Source organism: Phycicoccus sp. Soil802 (assembly GCF_001429605.1).
GTDB lineage: Bacteria > Actinomycetota > Actinomycetes > Actinomycetales > Dermatophilaceae > Pedococcus.
In genome coordinates, this window is sequence record NZ_LMSS01000002.1 from 155,367 (window position 1) to 172,449 (window position 17,083).

11 protein-coding genes are annotated in these 17,083 nt (G+C 71.5%); 9 read left to right on the top strand and 2 right to left on the bottom strand.

The window, feature by feature from the left end; all coding sequences use genetic code 11:
• The first annotated feature begins 1 nt into the window (after position 1).
• The 7 genes from ASG91_RS04220 (at position 2) to ASG91_RS04250 (ending at position 11,094) form a co-directional block, all read left to right on the top strand.
• Positions 2 to 1,510 carry a DUF58 domain-containing protein gene (locus tag ASG91_RS04220; protein WP_056921385.1) on the top strand — a complete coding sequence of 503 codons (1,509 nt, stop codon included), beginning with the start codon at positions 2 to 4 and terminating at the stop codon, positions 1,508 to 1,510.
• Positions 1,507 to 3,933 carry a transglutaminase domain-containing protein gene (locus ASG91_RS04225; protein ID WP_056921386.1) on the top strand — a complete coding sequence of 809 codons (2,427 nt, stop codon included), beginning with the start codon at positions 1,507 to 1,509 and terminating at the stop codon, positions 3,931 to 3,933. Before ASG91_RS04220 ends, ASG91_RS04225 begins: the two co-directional genes overlap by 4 nt.
• Complete coding sequence (locus ASG91_RS04230; protein ID WP_056921387.1) at positions 3,930 to 8,426, top strand: FtsK/SpoIIIE domain-containing protein; 4,497 nt, start codon at positions 3,930 to 3,932, stop codon at positions 8,424 to 8,426. Before ASG91_RS04225 ends, ASG91_RS04230 begins: the two co-directional genes overlap by 4 nt.
• A 123-nt stretch (positions 8,427 to 8,549) precedes the next feature.
• Positions 8,550 to 8,819: a WXG100 family type VII secretion target gene (locus tag ASG91_RS04235; RefSeq protein ID WP_157581663.1), complete on the top strand. Its 270-nt coding sequence runs from the start codon at positions 8,550 to 8,552 to the stop codon at positions 8,817 to 8,819.
• Positions 8,820 to 8,896: 77 nt separating this feature from the next.
• Entirely contained in the window at positions 8,897 to 9,196 is a 300-nt protein-coding gene (locus tag ASG91_RS04240; RefSeq protein WP_056921389.1) for a hypothetical protein, read from the top strand.
• 105 nt (positions 9,197 to 9,301) lie between these two features.
• Positions 9,302 to 10,543 carry a WXG100 family type VII secretion target gene (locus ASG91_RS04245; protein WP_056921390.1) on the top strand — a complete coding sequence of 414 codons (1,242 nt, stop codon included), beginning with the start codon at positions 9,302 to 9,304 and terminating at the stop codon, positions 10,541 to 10,543.
• Positions 10,544 to 10,617: 74 nt separating this feature from the next.
• Positions 10,618 to 11,094 (top strand): hypothetical protein, encoded by a 477-nt coding sequence (locus ASG91_RS04250; protein ID WP_056921391.1) that lies wholly within the window; start codon positions 10,618 to 10,620, stop codon positions 11,092 to 11,094.
• Between the two features lie 193 nt (positions 11,095 to 11,287).
• On the opposite strand, the gene ASG91_RS04255 is transcribed toward ASG91_RS04250, so the two are convergent.
• On the bottom strand, positions 11,288 to 12,379 hold the full coding sequence (locus tag ASG91_RS04255; protein ID WP_056921392.1) for an inositol-3-phosphate synthase: 1,092 nt from the start codon (positions 12,377 to 12,379) through the stop codon (positions 11,288 to 11,290).
• An 11-nt stretch (positions 12,380 to 12,390) separates the two neighbouring features.
• On the bottom strand, positions 12,391 to 13,017 hold the full coding sequence (locus ASG91_RS04260) for a PadR family transcriptional regulator (protein WP_056921393.1): 627 nt from the start codon (positions 13,015 to 13,017) through the stop codon (positions 12,391 to 12,393).
• A 269-nt stretch (positions 13,018 to 13,286) separates the two neighbouring features.
• On the opposite strand from ASG91_RS04260, the gene ASG91_RS04265 reads away from it, so the two are divergent.
• Together ASG91_RS04265 and ASG91_RS04270 are read left to right on the top strand one after the other, a co-directional pair.
• A complete protein-coding gene (locus tag ASG91_RS04265) occupies positions 13,287 to 15,524 on the top strand; it encodes a transglycosylase domain-containing protein (protein ID WP_056921394.1) in 2,238 nt (745 codons plus the stop codon).
• Positions 15,521 to 16,924 (top strand): glycosyltransferase 87 family protein, encoded by a 1,404-nt coding sequence (locus ASG91_RS04270; RefSeq protein ID WP_056921395.1) that lies wholly within the window; start codon positions 15,521 to 15,523, stop codon positions 16,922 to 16,924. Before ASG91_RS04265 ends, ASG91_RS04270 begins: the two co-directional genes overlap by 4 nt.
• The last annotated feature ends 159 nt before the right edge of the window (positions 16,925 to 17,083 follow it).

The window sequence follows — 17,083 nt, forward strand, 5'->3', positions numbered from 1 at the left end:
CATGACCGTGGACCAGGAGCAGGACCCCAGCCAGCTGGGCGAGGACGTGGGCCACACGACCCGCCGAGCCGACCTCAAGAAGGGGCGTCGGTGGTCCCGGCGCGCCCCCGGGACCTCCTCGACGCCGCTGGCCGCTCCTCCGTATTCCGCCTCGCCGGGTGCCCGTGGCGGCGCTGCGGGTGCCGACGGGGCCGGCTCCACCCGGGCGCGTCGGCTCCCGACGCTGCCCACCATCACGGTCACCCGCCCGAAGGTGCCGAGCGCCGTCGCCCGGGCCGGTCGGCAGGCCACGGGGGTGCTCGCCCGGCGCACCGAGCGCCTGCGCGGCGCGACCCGTCCGGTCTGGGGTCCGGTGGCGGCGGTCCTGCGCTGGGTCTCGCCACTGGGCTGGAGCATCCTCGCGCTCGGCGTGCTCTGCTGGGTGGTCGCGGCGGTGGCCGACTGGGCCGAGTGGGCGATGATCGGCGCCGGTGCGATGGCGCTCGTGCTGTGCTGCGCGCTGCTGGCGGTGGGCCGCACCCGGGTGCGGATCGACACCGAGGTCGACCCGCTGCGGGTCACCGTGGGGGAGCCGGCCACGGGTCGGATCGCGGTCACCAACGAGTCCCGGCGCGGGATGCTGCCGCTGCTGGTCGAGCTGCCCGTGGGGATCACGGCCGCGCGCTTCACCCTGCCGCCGCTCGGGTCGGGCAAGGTGCACGAGGAGCTGTTCGTCGTGCCGACCGAGCGCCGGGGCGTCATCGCCGTCGGCCCCGCGTCCACCGTGCAGGGCGACCCGCTCGGCATCGTGCGACGGACCCTGCGGTGGACCGACGTCACCGAGCTGTTCGTCCACCCGCGCACCACCTCGCTGGAGAGCCTGGGCGCCGGGCTGCTGCGCGACCTCGAGGGTGAGACCACCCAGGAGATGTCGATGTCCGACCTGGCCTTCCACGCGCTGCGGGAGTACCAGCCGGGGGACGACCGGCGCTACATCCACTGGCGCTCCTCCGCGAAGGCCGGACGACTGCTGGTGCGGCAGTTCCTCGACACCCGGCGGTCCCACCTGACCGTGGTGGTGGATGTCGACCCCGACAAGTACGCCGGGGGTGAGGAGGACGCGGAGACCGCGATCTCGGTGGCCGCCTCGGTGGGCAAGCGGGCCCACATGGACGAGCAGGACTTCACCATCGTGTGCCGCGACTCGTCCGCCTCGCGCACCAGCGCCCCCCTGGCCATGGACGCCCTGGCCAGGGTCGAGCTCGGGCCCAGCGACCTCTACGCGATGGCCGGCGAAGGGCTCTCCCTCGCCCCCGACACCTCGATGGCCGTGCTCGTCACCGGCTCGGCCACTCCCTTCATCCAGGTGCAGCGCGCGCTCGGCCGGTTCGAGTCGGAGGTGCTGCGGGTCGCCCTCACCATCGACCGGGACCAGCGGGTCGGGGTCAAGAACGTCGGAGGCATCACCCTGATGAACATCCACGCGCTCGGTGACCTGCGCGCGGTGCTGGTGGGAGTGATGGCGACGTGAGCGCCAGCCCCCTCGCCCCGCCCCGCGAGTCGATGCTGCCCACCGAGCGCACCCGCGCCGACCGGGCGGCCAGCCTGCGCTCGCGCCTCCTGCCGTCCCGCGAGGACCTCGTCGACCTGGCCTTCACCGCCCTCCTGGTCGGGCTGGCGCTCTGGGGGTTCCGCACCGTCTTCTTCGGCTGGGAGTGGATCCTCGCTGCCGTCGGTGGCCTGCTGCTCGGGCTGTTGGTCGCCCACCTGGTGACCGCGTTCCGCCTGCCCTCGGTGGTGACGATGCTGGGTCTCGCCGCGGCATACCTGGTCCTTGGCGGCCCGCTCGCGGTCCGCGACCACCTGGTCGCCGGGGTGTTCCCCAGCGGCCGGACGATCGACGACCTCACCTCGACCGCGGTGCACGGGTGGAAGCGGCTGCTGACGCTCCTGCCCCCCGTCGACGCGACCGTCACCCTCCTCGCCCTGCCCCTCATCGTCGGCCTGGTCGCCGCAGCCGTCACCTACACCGTGGCGCGCCGCCGCGCCGGCGGGTATGCCGTGGTGGCGCCCCCGCTGGCCGCGCTCGCCCTGACGATCGTGCTCGGCACGCTCGAGCCGGCCTCCCTGCTCGCGCAGGGCGTCGCCTTCGGCCTGGCCGCGGTCGGCTGGATGGTCGTGCGCAGCACCCGGTCGCGCCCCCCGCTCCAGAACGGCGCGGGCCGCGGCGCCCGCGCGGGGATCGGCACCGCGCTGCTCGCGCTGGCCGCCGTCGCCGGTCTCGTCGTCGGGCCGCACCTGCCCGGTGCCGACGGCGACCTGCGCCTCGTGGCCCGCACCGAGATCGTGCCGCCGTTCGACGTCGCGCAGTTCCCCAGCCCGCTCGCCGGGTTCCGCAAGTACACCGAGCCCAACGACGCCAAGCTCTACGACACCGAGCTGATGCGGGTCACCGGAGCCCCGGCCGGGACGCCGCTGCGCTTCGCCACCCTCGACCACTACGACGGCAGCGTCTGGGGGGCCGGCTCGCGGGCCGGGGAGGACTCGCCCCGACCGGGCACGGCGTTCCAGCAGGTCGGTGAGCGGGTCAGCGCGACCGGCGACGGCAGGCCGGCCACCCTGCGGGTCACCATCCCCGAGGGCGGCTACTCCGACGTGTGGCTGCCGACGGTCGGGCAGGTGACCGGGGTGACGTTCGCGGGTGCCCGCGCCGACCAGCTCGCCTCCCGGCTGTGGCTCAACACCGACACCAGCACGGCGATCGTGCCCGACCGGGTGTCGCCCGGCGACCGCTACACGATGCGCGTGCTGCTGCCGACGAAGGTGGTGCGCGACAAGCTGCCGACGTCGCTGTCCACCGCGACCGGCAACCTCGCCCAGAGCCAGGAGCTCGGCTTCCTCGACGAGCGGGTCGACGCCTGGAGCCACGACGCCGAGGGTCCGTGGGACGAGCTGCGGGCGGTGGCGGGGGCGATGCGCAACGACGGCGCCTACACCGACGGCGGCACCGAGAACTCCGTCGAGAGCTACTACCTCGCCGGTCACTCCCGCGGGCGGCTGGCCCGCTTCGGGGGCGCCACGCAGCTCGCCGGCAACGACGAGCAGTACGCCGCGACGCTCGCGCTCGTGGCGAACCGCCTCGACATCCCGACCCGCGTCGTGATGGGGGCCGTGCTGCCGGAGGGCGGGGTGGTCAGGGGCCGGGACGTGCACGCCTGGGTGGAGGTCCAGGACGAAACCGGGACGTGGATCCCGTTGCTGGCCAACACCTTCCTGCCCGACCGCAACCAGAAGCCCAACCAGCTCCAGTCCAAGACCGACGAGCAGAAGATCGGCGCCCTCGTGCCGCCGCCGGCCGGCACCAACCCGCCGAGCGTGCTGCAGGGACCCGACCAGGCGCAGAACGCCGTGAACCTCAAGAAGCCCCCGAAGAAGCTGTTCGACCCGTCGGCCTGGCCGGACTGGCTGCGCTGGCTGGTCTTCTACCTGCTCCTCCCACTGCTCGTGCTGGCGGCGGTCTACTGGCTGGTCCGCGGCGCCAAGGCCTGGCGTCGGCGGCGGCACGCCACCCGGGGCACGGCGACGGCCCGGGTCGCGTGGGCGTGGGACGACCTGATGACCAGCGCGCGGTCGTTCGGCCACGCCCTGCCCCGCCAGGCCACCCGGCTGGAGCAGGCCGGCGCGCTCGACCGACTGGCCGGCGCGAACGCCCTTGCCACGCAGGCCAATGCGCTCATCTTCGGACCCGGAACGCCCGACGCGGACGACGCCAAGGCCTTCTGGGCGGCGACCAACGAGGCGCGTGGCGACCTGCGGGCCAACTGTGACTTCTGGCGCCGACTGCGCTCCGACGTCGACCCGCGGCCGCTGTTCGCCCGCGGACCGGCCACCCCGGGCCACCGCCGCACCCTGCCCACCCTGGCCACCCTGACCCGGAGGACGGCTGCCTCGTGAAGCTGAAGTTCACCCTGCGATCCTCCGGCGACGTCGACACCGACCTCGTCGCGACCGTCGACGGCACCACCACCGTCGGCCAGCTCGCGGAGTACCTCGTCCTCGCCGACCCTGCGCGGGGCGTGGCCCCGGCCCAGGCCGGGGTGGGTGACTTCACCCTGTCCCACGTCGCCGAGGGGTTCCGCGCCGTCGACCCGCGGTCGACCATCGCCGAGAGCGGCCTGCGCTCCGGCGCCCACGTCGCGGTCACGCGACGCACCGAGGGGTATGCCGATCGGGGCCAGTCCGTCGCGACCGCCGTGGTCGTGGCCGGCCCCGACACCGGCCGCGAGGTCCCGCTCGGTGCCGGCACGGCATACCTCGGCCGCGGTCGCGGCTGCGAGATCCAGCTCAGCGACGCGCAGGTCTCGCGCCGGCACGCCCGACTGCTGGTGACCGACATCCTCGAGGTCATCGACCTCGGCTCGTCGAACGGCATCCAGGTGCAGGGTCAGCAGGTCGACCGGGCGGTGCTCAAGAGCGGCGACCGGTTCCGGATCGGCGAGACCGAGGTCGAGGTACGGGTCGCGGGTGGCAACACCGGGCTCGCCGCGGCCAGGGGCACGTCGCTGCCGTTCTCGCGGTCGCCGCGGATCGCGCCGCTCTACGTCGGGCGCGAGTTCCCGCTGCCGGCACTGCCCGAGCGGCCCAAGCCCGAGCGGCCCCCGTGGATCGCGGCGGCGGTGCCGATGCTGATGGGCGTCGGACTGGCCATCGCGCTCGACAACCTGCTCTTCCTGCTCTTCATCCTGCTGACGCCGGCCATGCTGTTCGGGCACTACTTCGAGTCGCGACGCAACGCCCGCAAGGACTACGAGCAGGCCCTCACCGAGTTCCGCGAGGACCTCGCGATCATGGTCGAGCAGCTCGAGGAGGAGCAGGGCCGCGAGGTCGTCGGCCGCCAGGCCGAGCACCCCGCCAGCTCCGAGGCGGTCGAGGCGGTCGGCAGCGCGTCCAGCCTGCTGTGGACCCGGCGCCCGGGTGACCCCGGCTTCTGCGAGTTCCGGCTCGGGCTCGGTGAGCTGCCCTCGCGCAACACCCTCAAGCTGCCCGAGCTCGGCCGCTCCCGGGCCGAGGCCTGGCTCGAGGCGTCCCAGGCCGTCGACGGGATGGGGACGGTCGACCCCGTCCCGGTGGTCGCCGAGCCGTTGCGCACCGGCGCGATCGGCATCTCCGGCCCGCGCCAGCGCGCCCTCGAGGCAGCCCGTGCGGTCGTCGTCCAGGCGGTCGCGCTGCACTCACCCGCCGACCTCGTCGTGGCGGCGGTCGGGTCGCCGGCCACGGCGCGCGACTGGGACTGGCTGAAGTGGGTGCCGCACACGGCCTCCCCGCACAGCCCGATCGACGCCCGGCACCTCGCGAACACCGGCCCGGCCAGCCTCTCGCTCGTCACCGAGCTCGAGGAGCTCATCACCAGCGGGGCGCCGTCCGCCGAGCTCCCCGACGACTCCACCGGCCCGCTCCAGGGGACGTTCACGCCGCCACGCCTGCCCGCCGGTCGCCCGGTCGTGCTGCTGGTCGTCGAGGACGACGCCCCCGTCGAGCGCAGCCGGCTGGTCCAGCTGGCCGAGCGCGGCTGGCGCTACGGCATCGTCGTGCTGTGGGTGTCGCCGACGACCGCGACCCTGCCCGCGGCCTGCCGCACCTTCGTCGAGCAGGGGCCGCAGCAGGGCGACGCCGTGGTCGGCTACGTCGGCGCGGCGGTGGTCCGGATGCCGGTCGCCGCCGACCACGTCGAGGCTCCCGACGTCGAGCGGCTGAGCCGGCAGCTGGCGCCGCTGGTCGACTCCGGGGTGCCGGTCGAGGACGAGAGCGACCTGCCCCGCTCGGTGTCGTTCGTCAACCTGGTGGGTCACGAGCTGGCCGAGGCCCCGGGCCCGGTCATCGAGCGTTGGGGGGAGAACCGGTCGATCCTCACCGGTCCCTACGCTGCCGCTCCGGTGGCCCGCCCCAAGCCGGGCAACCTGCGCGCCGTCATCGGGCAGTCCGCCGCAGGCACCTTCTCGATCGACCTGCGGGCCGACGGACCGCACGCCCTGGTCGGTGGCACCACCGGCGCCGGCAAGTCCGAGCTGCTCCAGGCCTGGATCCTCGGCATGGCCGTCGCCCACTCCCCGCAGCGGCTGACCTTCCTGCTGGTGGACTACAAGGGTGGCTCGGCGTTCCGCGACTGCGTGAACCTGCCGCACACCGTCGGCCTCGTCACCGACCTCTCGCCGCACCTCGTGCGCCGAGCCCTCGCGTCCCTGTCGGCCGAGCTCAGGCACCGCGAGCACATCCTCGCCCAGCACAAGGCCAAGGACCTGATCGAGCTCGAGCGCCGCGGCGAGGTGGCCGCGCCGCCGAGCCTGGTGATCGTCGTCGACGAGTTCGCGGCGCTGGTGCAGGAGGTCCCCGAGTTCGTCGACGGCGTGGTCAACGTCGCGCAGCGGGGTCGCTCCCTGGGGCTGCACCTGATCCTCGCGACCCAGCGCCCGGCCGGCGTGATCAAGGACAACCTGCGCGCCAACACCAACCTGCGGATGGCGCTGCGGATGGCCGACGAAGCGGACAGCGACGACGTGCTCGGCACGCCCGTGGCGGCCTACTTCGACCCGGCCCTGCCGGGCCGCGCGGTCTCCAAGGCCGGTCCCGGTCGGCTCACCCCGTTCCAGACCGGGTATGCCGGTGGGTGGTCCACCGGGGACGCGCCGACCGCGTCGCTGGACGTCGAGACGCTCGGCTTCGGGGTCGGCACGGCCTGGGAGCTGCCCGTTGCCGAGGAGGCCCACGACGTCGTGCAGGAGGACCTCGGGCCGACCGACATCCAGCGCGTCGTCACCCAGATCGGGGCAGCGCAGGAGGCCGCCGAGATCCCCGACCCGCGCAAGCCGTGGCTGCCCGAGATGGCCCCCGTCTACGAGCTCGCCGACCTGCCGACCCGGCGCCGTGACGACGAGCTGGTGATCGGCATCAGCGACGACCCCGACAGCCAGACCCAGCCGCCGATCAGCTTCCGCCCCGACATCGAGGGCAACCTCGCGGTGTTCGGCGCCTCGGGGGCCGGCAAGAGCGCGTTCCTGCGCACCATCGCCGTGGCGGCGGGCTTCACGGTCCGCGGAGGTCCGTGCCACGTCTACGGGCTCGACTTCGGCAACCGTGGCCTGGCCATGCTCGAGCCGTTGCCGCACGTCGGGAGCATCATCTACGCCAGCGACCACGAGCGGGTCGTCCGGCTGCTGACCATGCTCCGCGAGACGATCGACGAGCGGGCGCTGCGCTACTCGGCCGTCAACGCCGCCACCATCACCGACTTCCGGCGACTGGCCGATGCGCCCGATGAGCCGCGGATCATCGTGCTGGTCGACGGGCTGACCAGCTTCCAAGCGGCCTACGACAGCCACGCGGGGCAGCGCTGGCTCGACCTGTTCACCTCGCTGGCCGGCGACGGCCGGCCGGTGGGCGTGCACTTCGTCGTCACGGCCGACCAGCGCAACGGGCTGTGGGGCGGGTTGTCGTCCGCGATCCAGAACCGCGTGGTGCTGCGGATGGCCACCGTCGACGACTACCTGTCCCTCGACGTCGACGCCGACGTGCTGTCGCTCGGCTCCCCGCCGGGACGCGCGATCGTGCACGACCGGGAGGTGCAGGTCGCCGTGCTCGGCGGGTCCTCGGACTCCACCGTGCAGGCGCGGGCCATCCACGGTTTCGCCGAGGGCGTGCGCCGGGCCGGGGTGCCCGAGGCACCGCCGATCCGGTCGCTGCCCGAGTCGGTGTCGCTCGCCTCGCTGCCCGCCACGGACGCATCCGGACGTCCCGCGATCGGGCTGTCGTCGACGACGATGCGCCCGATGGGCTTCGACCTGCGGGGCAGCCAGATCGTCCTCGGGCCCTCGGGCAGTGGCCGGACGACCGCGGTCCTGACCATGGCGCAGGCCGCCCTGCGTGCCCAGCCGGGGCTGCGCTGCTGGCTGTTCAGCCCGCGGCGGTCGGTGCTCACCCGGGCCACCGGCGTGTGGACCGAGAGCGCCGTCGGCGTCGACGACTGCCGGGCGCTGGCCAAGCGCCTGAAGGACGAGCTGGTCGAGGCCGGCGCCTCCGGGGCCACCGTGCTCGTCGTCGTCGAGCGGGCCCAGGACTTCGACGGGTCGATGGCCGAGGACGACCTGGTCGAGCTCATCAAGGCCGTCGTCAACTCTGAGCAATGCGTTGTGGCAGAGGCAGATTCAAGCTTCTTCAACTCCAACTACGGCATGTCCGGGGCGCTGCGGTCGTCGCGCTCCGGGCTGTCCCTGCAGCCCAGTGGCGACGAGGCCTCGGCGTTCGCCGCCGACTACCGCGGCGTCAGCCGGGACCAGCTCCTCGAGGGCCGCGGCTTCCTGGTGCGGCGGGGCAACCCCGAGCTCGTCCAGGTGGCGCTGCCGTTGTCCACGAGCGCCACGGGCGAAGGTGCGGTGGGGAGTGCTCCCCATTGAGGTACCGACTGGCCCGCACCTACGTTTTCACCTCAAGCACCGACTCACATCACGACTTGTCCTGTTCGACCACGAAAGCGAGTGCCACCAAGGGCGCTCACGACATGAAAGAGGGGAACCGTCATGGCTGAACTTTCCATGAACACCGGCACCGCCCGGACCCAGGCCGGCGTCCTGGACGACTCCGCCCAGAAGATCAAGAAGGCGAAGTCGGAGATCGACGACCTGATCGGCCAGCTCAAGAGCAGCTGGTGGGGTGAGGACCAGAAGAAGTTCGAGACCAAGTGGAACGGGCAGTACGCCGCGGACCTCACCAAGGCCGCGACCGGCCTGACCAAGGCTGCGGACCAGATCCGCACCGAGGCCAAGCAGCAGGACCAGACCTCGAACTGAGCGTAGGCACCACGCACCACGCACCACGCACCACATCCGGTAGGACCCACGAGCTTCACGCAGACAAGGAGACAACCATGCTTCCCACTCCCGACGGTGGCAGCGGCGGCGGCGACAAGAAGGGTATGGACCCGTCGAAGGTCCAGGACGTCATCTCTCGCCTCGGCAAGGCCAAGGCCGACCTCCAGCACGCCAAGCAGGACGCCGACCAGGCTGCGCACAAGCTGGCCAGCGCCTGGCACGGCCCGGACTCGGCCCGCTTCCAGTCGCAGTGGAAGAACGACGCCACCCACATCGACCAGACCGTCCTCGACGTGACGGAGATGCACAAGCGTCTGCAGGCCGAGCTGTCCGAGCAGCGGGCCGCCTCGAACTGAGGCCGTCCACGCCGGTGGCTGCCCTGGCACGACCAGGAGCGGCCGCCGGCGTGACCTTCCCGCACGCTGACCACGTCGCACCACCAACCCAGAGAGCAGAGCGCCATGGGCGGCACCGACAAGAAGGGCATGGAGAACCACAAGGTTCGCTCCATCGCCGAACAGCTGTCCCGGGTGCACCGTGAGCTGACCGACGCCACCACCACTGCCGAGCAGGCGGTCCGCCAGCTCCGCGGGGTCTGGGTGGGCGAGGACGCCACGACCTTCTTCAACGCCTGGCCGGCCACCCGCACCACGCTGGACTCCAGCTCGGCCGGCGTCGAGGAGCTGAGCAAGCGGCTGTCCGAGGAGATCGGTGACCAGGAGCTCACCTCGGGGGTGACCGGCGGAGACGGTGCTGGCACCGGCGGTGGCGACGGCGACGGCGACGGCACGCCCGACGGCTCCGACCGGGACGATGACGACGACGGCACGCCGGACGACCAGGACGAGGACGACGACAACAACGGCGTCCCGGACGACCGCGACGACGACCCCGAGAACGACGACGACCAGGACGACGACGGGGTCGACGACAACAGCGACGAGGACGACGACAACGACGGCATCCCCGACGACGTCGACGACCACTCCGACAACGACCACGACGAGGACGGCATCCCGGACGGCGACGAGGACCCCCTCGACGACGACCAGGACGGCATCCCGGACGTCGAGGACGGCGACGACGACAACGACGGCACCCCCGACGAGGACGATCCCGAGCACGCCGCCGAGTCGCCGTTCGACAAGCCGGAGCTGAACGTCGGCATGACCCTCGCGGACGGCGAGCAGCAGCTGTGGGACCAGCAGGTCCTCGGCCACACCTGGGGCGACGAGGACGGCAACCACCTCTCCGCCGAGCTGCTCGGCACCGAGGGCAAGGCCGACTACGAGCTCGGCATCTCGAAGGACGGCCTGGTGGCCTCCGGTGGCGTGATGGCCGGCGCCTATGTCGCCAAGGTCAGCGGCGCCTACTCCAACAGCTACGGCACACAGGCCGAGGGCAAGGCCTACGTCGGAGCGGAGGCCAACGCGGACGCCGGCGTCAAGCTCGGTCTCGACGGAGCCAAGGCCAACGTCGGCGGCGAGGTGTTCGCCGGGGGCAAGGCCGAGGGCGAGGTCAGCCAGGACCTCGGCCCGGTCGACGTGGGCGTGGGCGGCGAGATCTCCTACGGCATCGGTGCGCACGCGGAGGCGGACGCCGAGATCAGCAGTGACAACATCGGGGTCTCGGTCGACGTCGGTGCCACCCTGGGCATCGGTGGCGGGATCAAGTTCGACATCGGGTTCGACCCGCCCTGGTAGCCCGGCCGGCCCAGCACCCCACGCAGCACCCGTGCAGCACCCGTGCAGCATCCATGAAAGGCAGCGCCAGCACCATGAGCACTCTCAGCTTTCCCTCCGAACGCTTCCCCGCGCCGCCGGCGGTGAGCATCGACGTGCCGGACACCTGGGAACCCGTGTCGGCGCCGGCCGTCGTCCTGGCCGCGAAGCAGACCGAGGTCAACGCCGACTTCACGCCGAACGTCATCGTCCGGATCGGCACCCGCCCCGAGGACGACCAGCCCGCCGACGCCCTGATGGAGCTGCGCGGCTCGCTCGACCAGCGCCCGCAGGCCGAGGTCGGGGAGCTCCGGACGGTCCAGATCAACGACCAGGAGTTCCACCGCGTGGACGTCTCGTGGGTCGACCCGCAGTTCGGAACGATCCGGCAGGTCCACGCCTTCGCGAGCCTGCCCCGGCCGGACGCCCTGCAGGACTTCGTCCACGTGACCGGTTCGGCCGGTGGCGCGGGCGTCGACGCGGACGTGCCGGTCGTCGAGCAGGTCATCGCGAGCACCCGCATCACCCGCTGACCCACGAGCCGGACCCACGCACCCGCCGCGCCCCGCGGCATACCCCGCACTTCTGGCCAGCCGTGCGGCACGGGGACCCGCGAATCGGCCGCTCCGTGCGGCACCGGTGGCCAGAAGTCGGGGGACATGACAGAGGGGCACCTTCCGCGTGGTGCGGAAGGTGCCCCTCTTCGTATGCCGTGAGGAGGCTGGGTCAGCGCTCTTCGGTGCCGGCGATGAAGGCCTCGAGCTTGGTGCGGCCCTCGGTGTCCTCGCGCTGCACCGGCGGGGACTTCATGAGGTAGGACGAGGCGCTGATCAGCGCGCCGCCGATGCCGCGGTCCTTGGCGATCTTCGCCGCACGGATGGCGTCGATGATGATGCCGGCCGAGTTGGGGGAGTCCCAGACCTCGAGCTTGTACTCGAGGTTCAGCGGCACGTCACCGAACGCGCGACCCTCGAGGCGGACGTAGGCCCACTTGCGGTCGTCGAGCCACGCGACGTAGTCGGACGGGCCGATGTGGACGTTGCGGCTGTCGGTCAGACCCGCGAGGGCGCCGGTCAGGTTGGACGTGACGGCCTGGGTCTTGGAGACCTTCTTGGACTCGAGACGCTCGCGCTCGAGCATGTTCTTGAAGTCCATGTTGCCGCCGACGTTGAGCTGGTAGGTGCGGTCCAGGGTGACGCCGCGGTCCTCGAACAGCTTGGCCATCACGCGGTGCGTGATGGTCGCGCCGACCTGCGACTTGATGTCGTCACCGATGACCGGCACACCGGCCGCCTCGAACTTCGCGGCCCACTCGGGGTCGGAGGCGATGAAGACGGGCAGGGCGTTGACGAAGGCCACGCCGGCGTCGATCGCGCACTGCGCGTAGAACTTGTCGGCCACCTCGGAACCCACCGGGAGGTAGGAGACGAGCACGTCGGCCTTGGTGTCCTTGAGGACCTGGACGATGTCCACGGGCTCGGCGTCGGACTGCTCGATGGTCTGGGCGTAGTACTTGCCGATGCCGTCGTAGGTGTGGCCGCGCTGGACGGTGACCCCGGTCGGGGGCACGTCGGCGATCTTGATGGTGTTGTTCTCGGAGTTGCCGATCGCCTCGGCCAGGTCGAAGCCGACCTTCTTGGCGTCCACGTCGAAGGCGGCGACGAACTCGACGTCACTCACGTGGTACTCACCGAACTGGACGTGCATGAGCCCGGGGACGTTGCCGGCCGGGTCGGCGTCCTTGTAGTACTCGACACCCTGGACCAGCGAGCTGGCGCAGTTGCCGACGCCAACGATGGCGACGCGAACGGATCCCATGGGAAGACTCCTCAGTTGTTGGGGGTAATGGGGGTGGAGGTGGTGCTGGAGGTGGTGCTGGAGGTGGTGCTCGAGGTGGCCGAGGACGGGATGTTCCGCTCGGCGGTGATCAGCTCGTTGAGCCAGCGGACCTCGCGCTCGGCGGAGTCCAGGCCGTGCCGCTCGAGGGCGGCGGTGTAGGTGTCGAAGCGCTCGCGGTTCTTGGCCGAGCTGGTGCGGATGGTGTCCAGCCGCTCCTCGAGCCGGCTGCGGCGTCCCTCGAGGATGCGCAGTCGGACCTCGGCCTCGGTGCGGGCGAAGAAGGCGAAGTGGACGTCGAAGGTGTCGTCCTCCCAGGCCGTCGGCCCGGCTTCCTTGAGCAGCTCCTGGAAGTGCTCCTTGCCGTCCGCGGTGAGCTCGTAGACGATGCGGGCGCGCTTGGAGCCGGCCGTGGCCGCCGCGTGCTGGGTGCCGCTCGCCTCGGAGATGAGGCCCTGGTCGAGCAGGCCGCGCAGGCAGGGGTAGAGCGTGCCGTAGGACAGCGCGCGGAAGGCGCCGAGCGCGGCATTGAGCCGCTTGCGCAGCTCGTACCCGTGCATGGGGCTCTCGTGCAGCAGTCCGAGGACCGCGAACTCGAGCAGTTCGGAGCGACGGCTCATGACTGGCTGCACCTCCCTTGCGTTGCTGGCCCACGGACCGCGTCCGTGCGGGTCATCGAGTGGTCGACGACGAGGGTCAGCGTACACCAGATATATCGAGCCGATATATCTCGGGATTCGTGACCTTTCGCCCCCGGGGTTCGTTGACGCGGGGTCGGGCGAATGCACGATTCTCAAGGTCGCCAGTCATACTGAGCGTCAGTTGACGGTGCGGAACCGTGGCCAGAGGGCCGGGACCGTGCCTGTTGTATGCCGATCGGGAAGGTCAGATGAGCACCTCACGTCCGAAGACGCGCGCCCAGGCGAAGGCGGCGCAGCGCGCCGCCAAGGGCGGTGCCGGCTCCGGCTCCGGCGCCCGGCGCGGCTCGACCAGCGGGGCCGGCAAGGGCAACGGAGGCAAGGGTGGCGGCGCCACGACCAGCCGGAAGAAGCGCTGGGCCAAGGGGCTCGGCATCGCCGCGCTGGCGGGCTTCCTGCTGGCGGTCATCGCGTTCTTCGTCGCCTACTCCCTCGTCGACACCCCGAAGCCGAACGACCTGGCCAACGCGCAGGCGTCGATCATCTACTACGCCGACGGCAAGACCGAGATGGACCGGATCAGCGAGGTCAACCGCGAGTCGGTCAAGCTGGCGCAGGTCCCCAAGCCGGTGCAGGAGGCCCACCTCGCCGCCGAGGACCGCAACTTCTACGAGAACTCCGGCATCAGCCCGACCGGCATCGCGCGCGCCGTGTGGGTCGGCCTGAAGGGCGGGGCGACCCAGGGTGGGTCGACGATCACCCAGCAGTACGTCAAGAACTACTTCCTCACCCAGGACCAGACGCTGACCCGGAAGGGTCGCGAGATCATCATCTCGATCAAGATCGCCAAGCAGGAGTCCAAGGACCAGATCCTCGAGAACTACCTCAACACCATCTACTACGGCCGTGGCGCCTACGGCATCCAGACCGCCTCGAAGGCGTACTTCAACAAGGACGTCTCCAAGCTCACGCCGTCGGAGGGCGCCTTCCTCGCCTCGGTCATCCGCGGCCCGTCGTTCTACGACCCGGCCCTGGGTGCGGAGCAGAAGGCCAACGCCGAGGCGCGGTGGACCTACGTCATGGACGGCATGGTGACCGAGGGCTGGCTGACGCCGGAGCAGCGCGCCGCCGCCAAGTTCCCGACCCTGCAGAAGCCGCGCAAGACCACCGGTGCGTCCGGCCCGACCGGCTACCTGGTCGACCTGGTCAAGAAGGAGCTCAAGAGCAAGCTCAAGATGACCGACGCCGACATCGACAAGGGCGGGTACAAGGTCGTCACGACGATCGACCGGAACGCCCAGGCCGCGGCGGTCAAGGCCGTGCACGACCGGATGCCCACCGGCAAGGGCACCGACTCCCTGCACGTCGGCCTGACCAGCATCAAGCCCGGCGACGGGGCGATCGTCGCCCTCTACGGCGGCCAGGACTACCTCAAGGAGCAGTTCAACACCGCCACCGACGCCAAGATGCAGGCCGGCTCGACGTTCAAGGTGTTCGCGCTCCTGGCCGGACTGGCGCAGGACAAGCCGATCAGCACCAAGACCATGTTCAACGGCGCGACCCCGCAGTACTTCAAGGAGTTCGAGGACAGCGCGGGAGACGAGAACGCCCGACGGGGCCGGGTCACCAACTTCGGTGGCGAGAACTTCGGCCGGATCGACCTGCGCACCGCGACGGCCCACTCGGTCAACACCGTCTACGCCCAGCTCAACATCAAGGTCGGGCCGAAGAACACCAAGGCCGCCGCGGTCGCCGCGGGGCTGCCCGAGAAGGGTCTCGGCACCAACTACGCCAACGTGCTCGGCACCGACAGCGTGACCGTCCGTGACATGGCCAACGCCTACGCGACCATCGCCGCGAACGGCGTGCGGGTCACGCCCTACCTGATCAAGACGGTCAAGGGTGGTCCCGGCGACCTCGACTACAAGGTCAAGGTGACCAGGAAGGCGGCCTTCGACAAGGGGGTCACCGCCGACACCATCGACGCGATGGAGGGTGTGGTCAAGAGCGGCACCGGACAGTACGCCCAGGCGCTGGGTCGTCCGGTGGCCGGCAAGACCGGCACGACGAGCAACAACAAGGCCGCCTGGTTCAACGGGTTCACCCCGCAGCTGGCCACGACCGTCGGCATGTACCGCACCGGCAAGGGCGGCACCGAGCTGTCGATGACCAACATCGGCGGCTACTCCGAGATCACCGGTGGCACGGTGCCGGTCCGGATCTGGACCGACTACATGCAGGCCGCCCTGAAGGGCAGCAAGGTGCTCGACTTCCCGCAGCGTGAGGGCCTCGGCGACGACCAGGTCTACACGCCGCCCCCGCCGCCGCCGAGCACCACGACGACCACCACGACCACCACCACGACGACGACCACGACGACGCCGCCCACGACGCCGCCGACCACCACGAAGACGAAGCCGACCAAGACGACCGGGCCACCGACGATCACCTTGGGCGGGGCACCACCCACGACCTCCACGACCCAGTGAGCCGTCGAGGGGATCTGCTGCCGAGGGGCTCGCTGGCTGTCGCCGGCGGGCCGCTCGGCCGTCACGTCTCGGCCCGAGCGGTGTCCTGGGTCGCGGCCGTCGTGCCGCTGCTCGTCGCGACGGCGGCCACCATGGCGCTGTCGGTGGCGGAGCGGACGCACTGCATCCAGAAGGGCTGGGTCGGCTCCGACCAGTTCTGGCACGCCTGTTTCTCCGACCTCCCGGCGCTCTACCAGCTGGGCAACCTCGACAACGGCCTGGCTGCCTACGTCGGCGGCGAGGGCGCCCGCACCGACCACCCGGTGCTCACCGGTGCGGTGATGGCGTGGGTCGGCGGACTGGTGCCGGACGGCGCCTTCCTCGACCAGACCCGCTGGTACTTCGCCCTCTGGGCCCTGCTCGGCACCGCGCTCGCGGTGGCCGTCGTCTATCTCACCGCCGCGTCGCGTCCCCTGCACGTCACCGACGCCGCCCACGTGGCGTTCAGCCCGGTGCTGCTCCTCACCGCGATGCTGTCGCCCGATCTCTTCGGGGTGGCCCTGGCCAGCGCGGGCATCTGGGCCTGGAGCCGTCGTCGGCCGGTCGCAGCCGGGGTGCTGCTCGGTCTCGGGGTGATGGCGCGCACCTACCCGCTGCTGATCCTGCTGGCGCTGGTGGTGCTCGGACTCCGCAGCGGCCGGCTCGAGGCGGTGCGCCGGACCCTCGGTGCGGCTGCCGGTGCGTGCGCCCTGGTGCTGCTGCCGTTCCTCGTCGGGCTGAACACGATGGCCATCCTGCGCTCCACCCAGGTCTGGTGGGACAGCGCCGCGGGGCTGGGCTCGCCGTGGATGATCCCCCAGCTGCTCAGCCACCCGCTCCCCACCGGGGCGACCACCCTGCTCGCCGTGGTGGGCCTGCTGGTCGCCTACGCGGTGGGCGCGGTGTTCGCGCTCAGCACCCCGCGACGGCCCACCCTGGCCGAGGTCGCCTTCGTGCTGGTGGCCCTGGCGCTGCTCACCGGCAAGGCCTTCCCGGTGCAGGCCTCGCTGTGGCTGCTGCCCTTGCTCGCGTTGTGCGGGGTGCGGTGGCGTGACCACCTGGTCTGGGCCGGCGCGGAGGCGCTGCACTTCGTCGCCGTGTGGCTCTACGTGGGCGGGCTCTCCACGCCCGACCGTGGCCTCCCGCCCGGCTGGTATGCCGTGTTCCTCGTCATCCGCGTCGTCGCCGTCGCCTACCTCGTGTGGCGGGTCTGGCACACCGCCGCGGCTCGTGAACCCCTCCCCGACCCCGATGGTTCGGACGATGCACCGGACCAGGACCCGGTGGATCTTCCGGACGACGAGGAGCCGGACGAGGAGCCGGACGAGCTGGCCGGTGACTTCGCCGGTGCTCCCGACCGGCTGCTGGTGCGGCTCGCCTGACCCTGTGGAGGAGGATTCGGTGATGTCCTCGCGGGCCGGTACGCTTTGTCAGGTTCTCCCGCAGCACGCCTCGACGGTGTGTCCACGGAGATCGCACTGCAACCCTCCTGTCACGGAGAGACCGTGACCGCCATAGACCAAAGGAGGCGGGTTATCAGC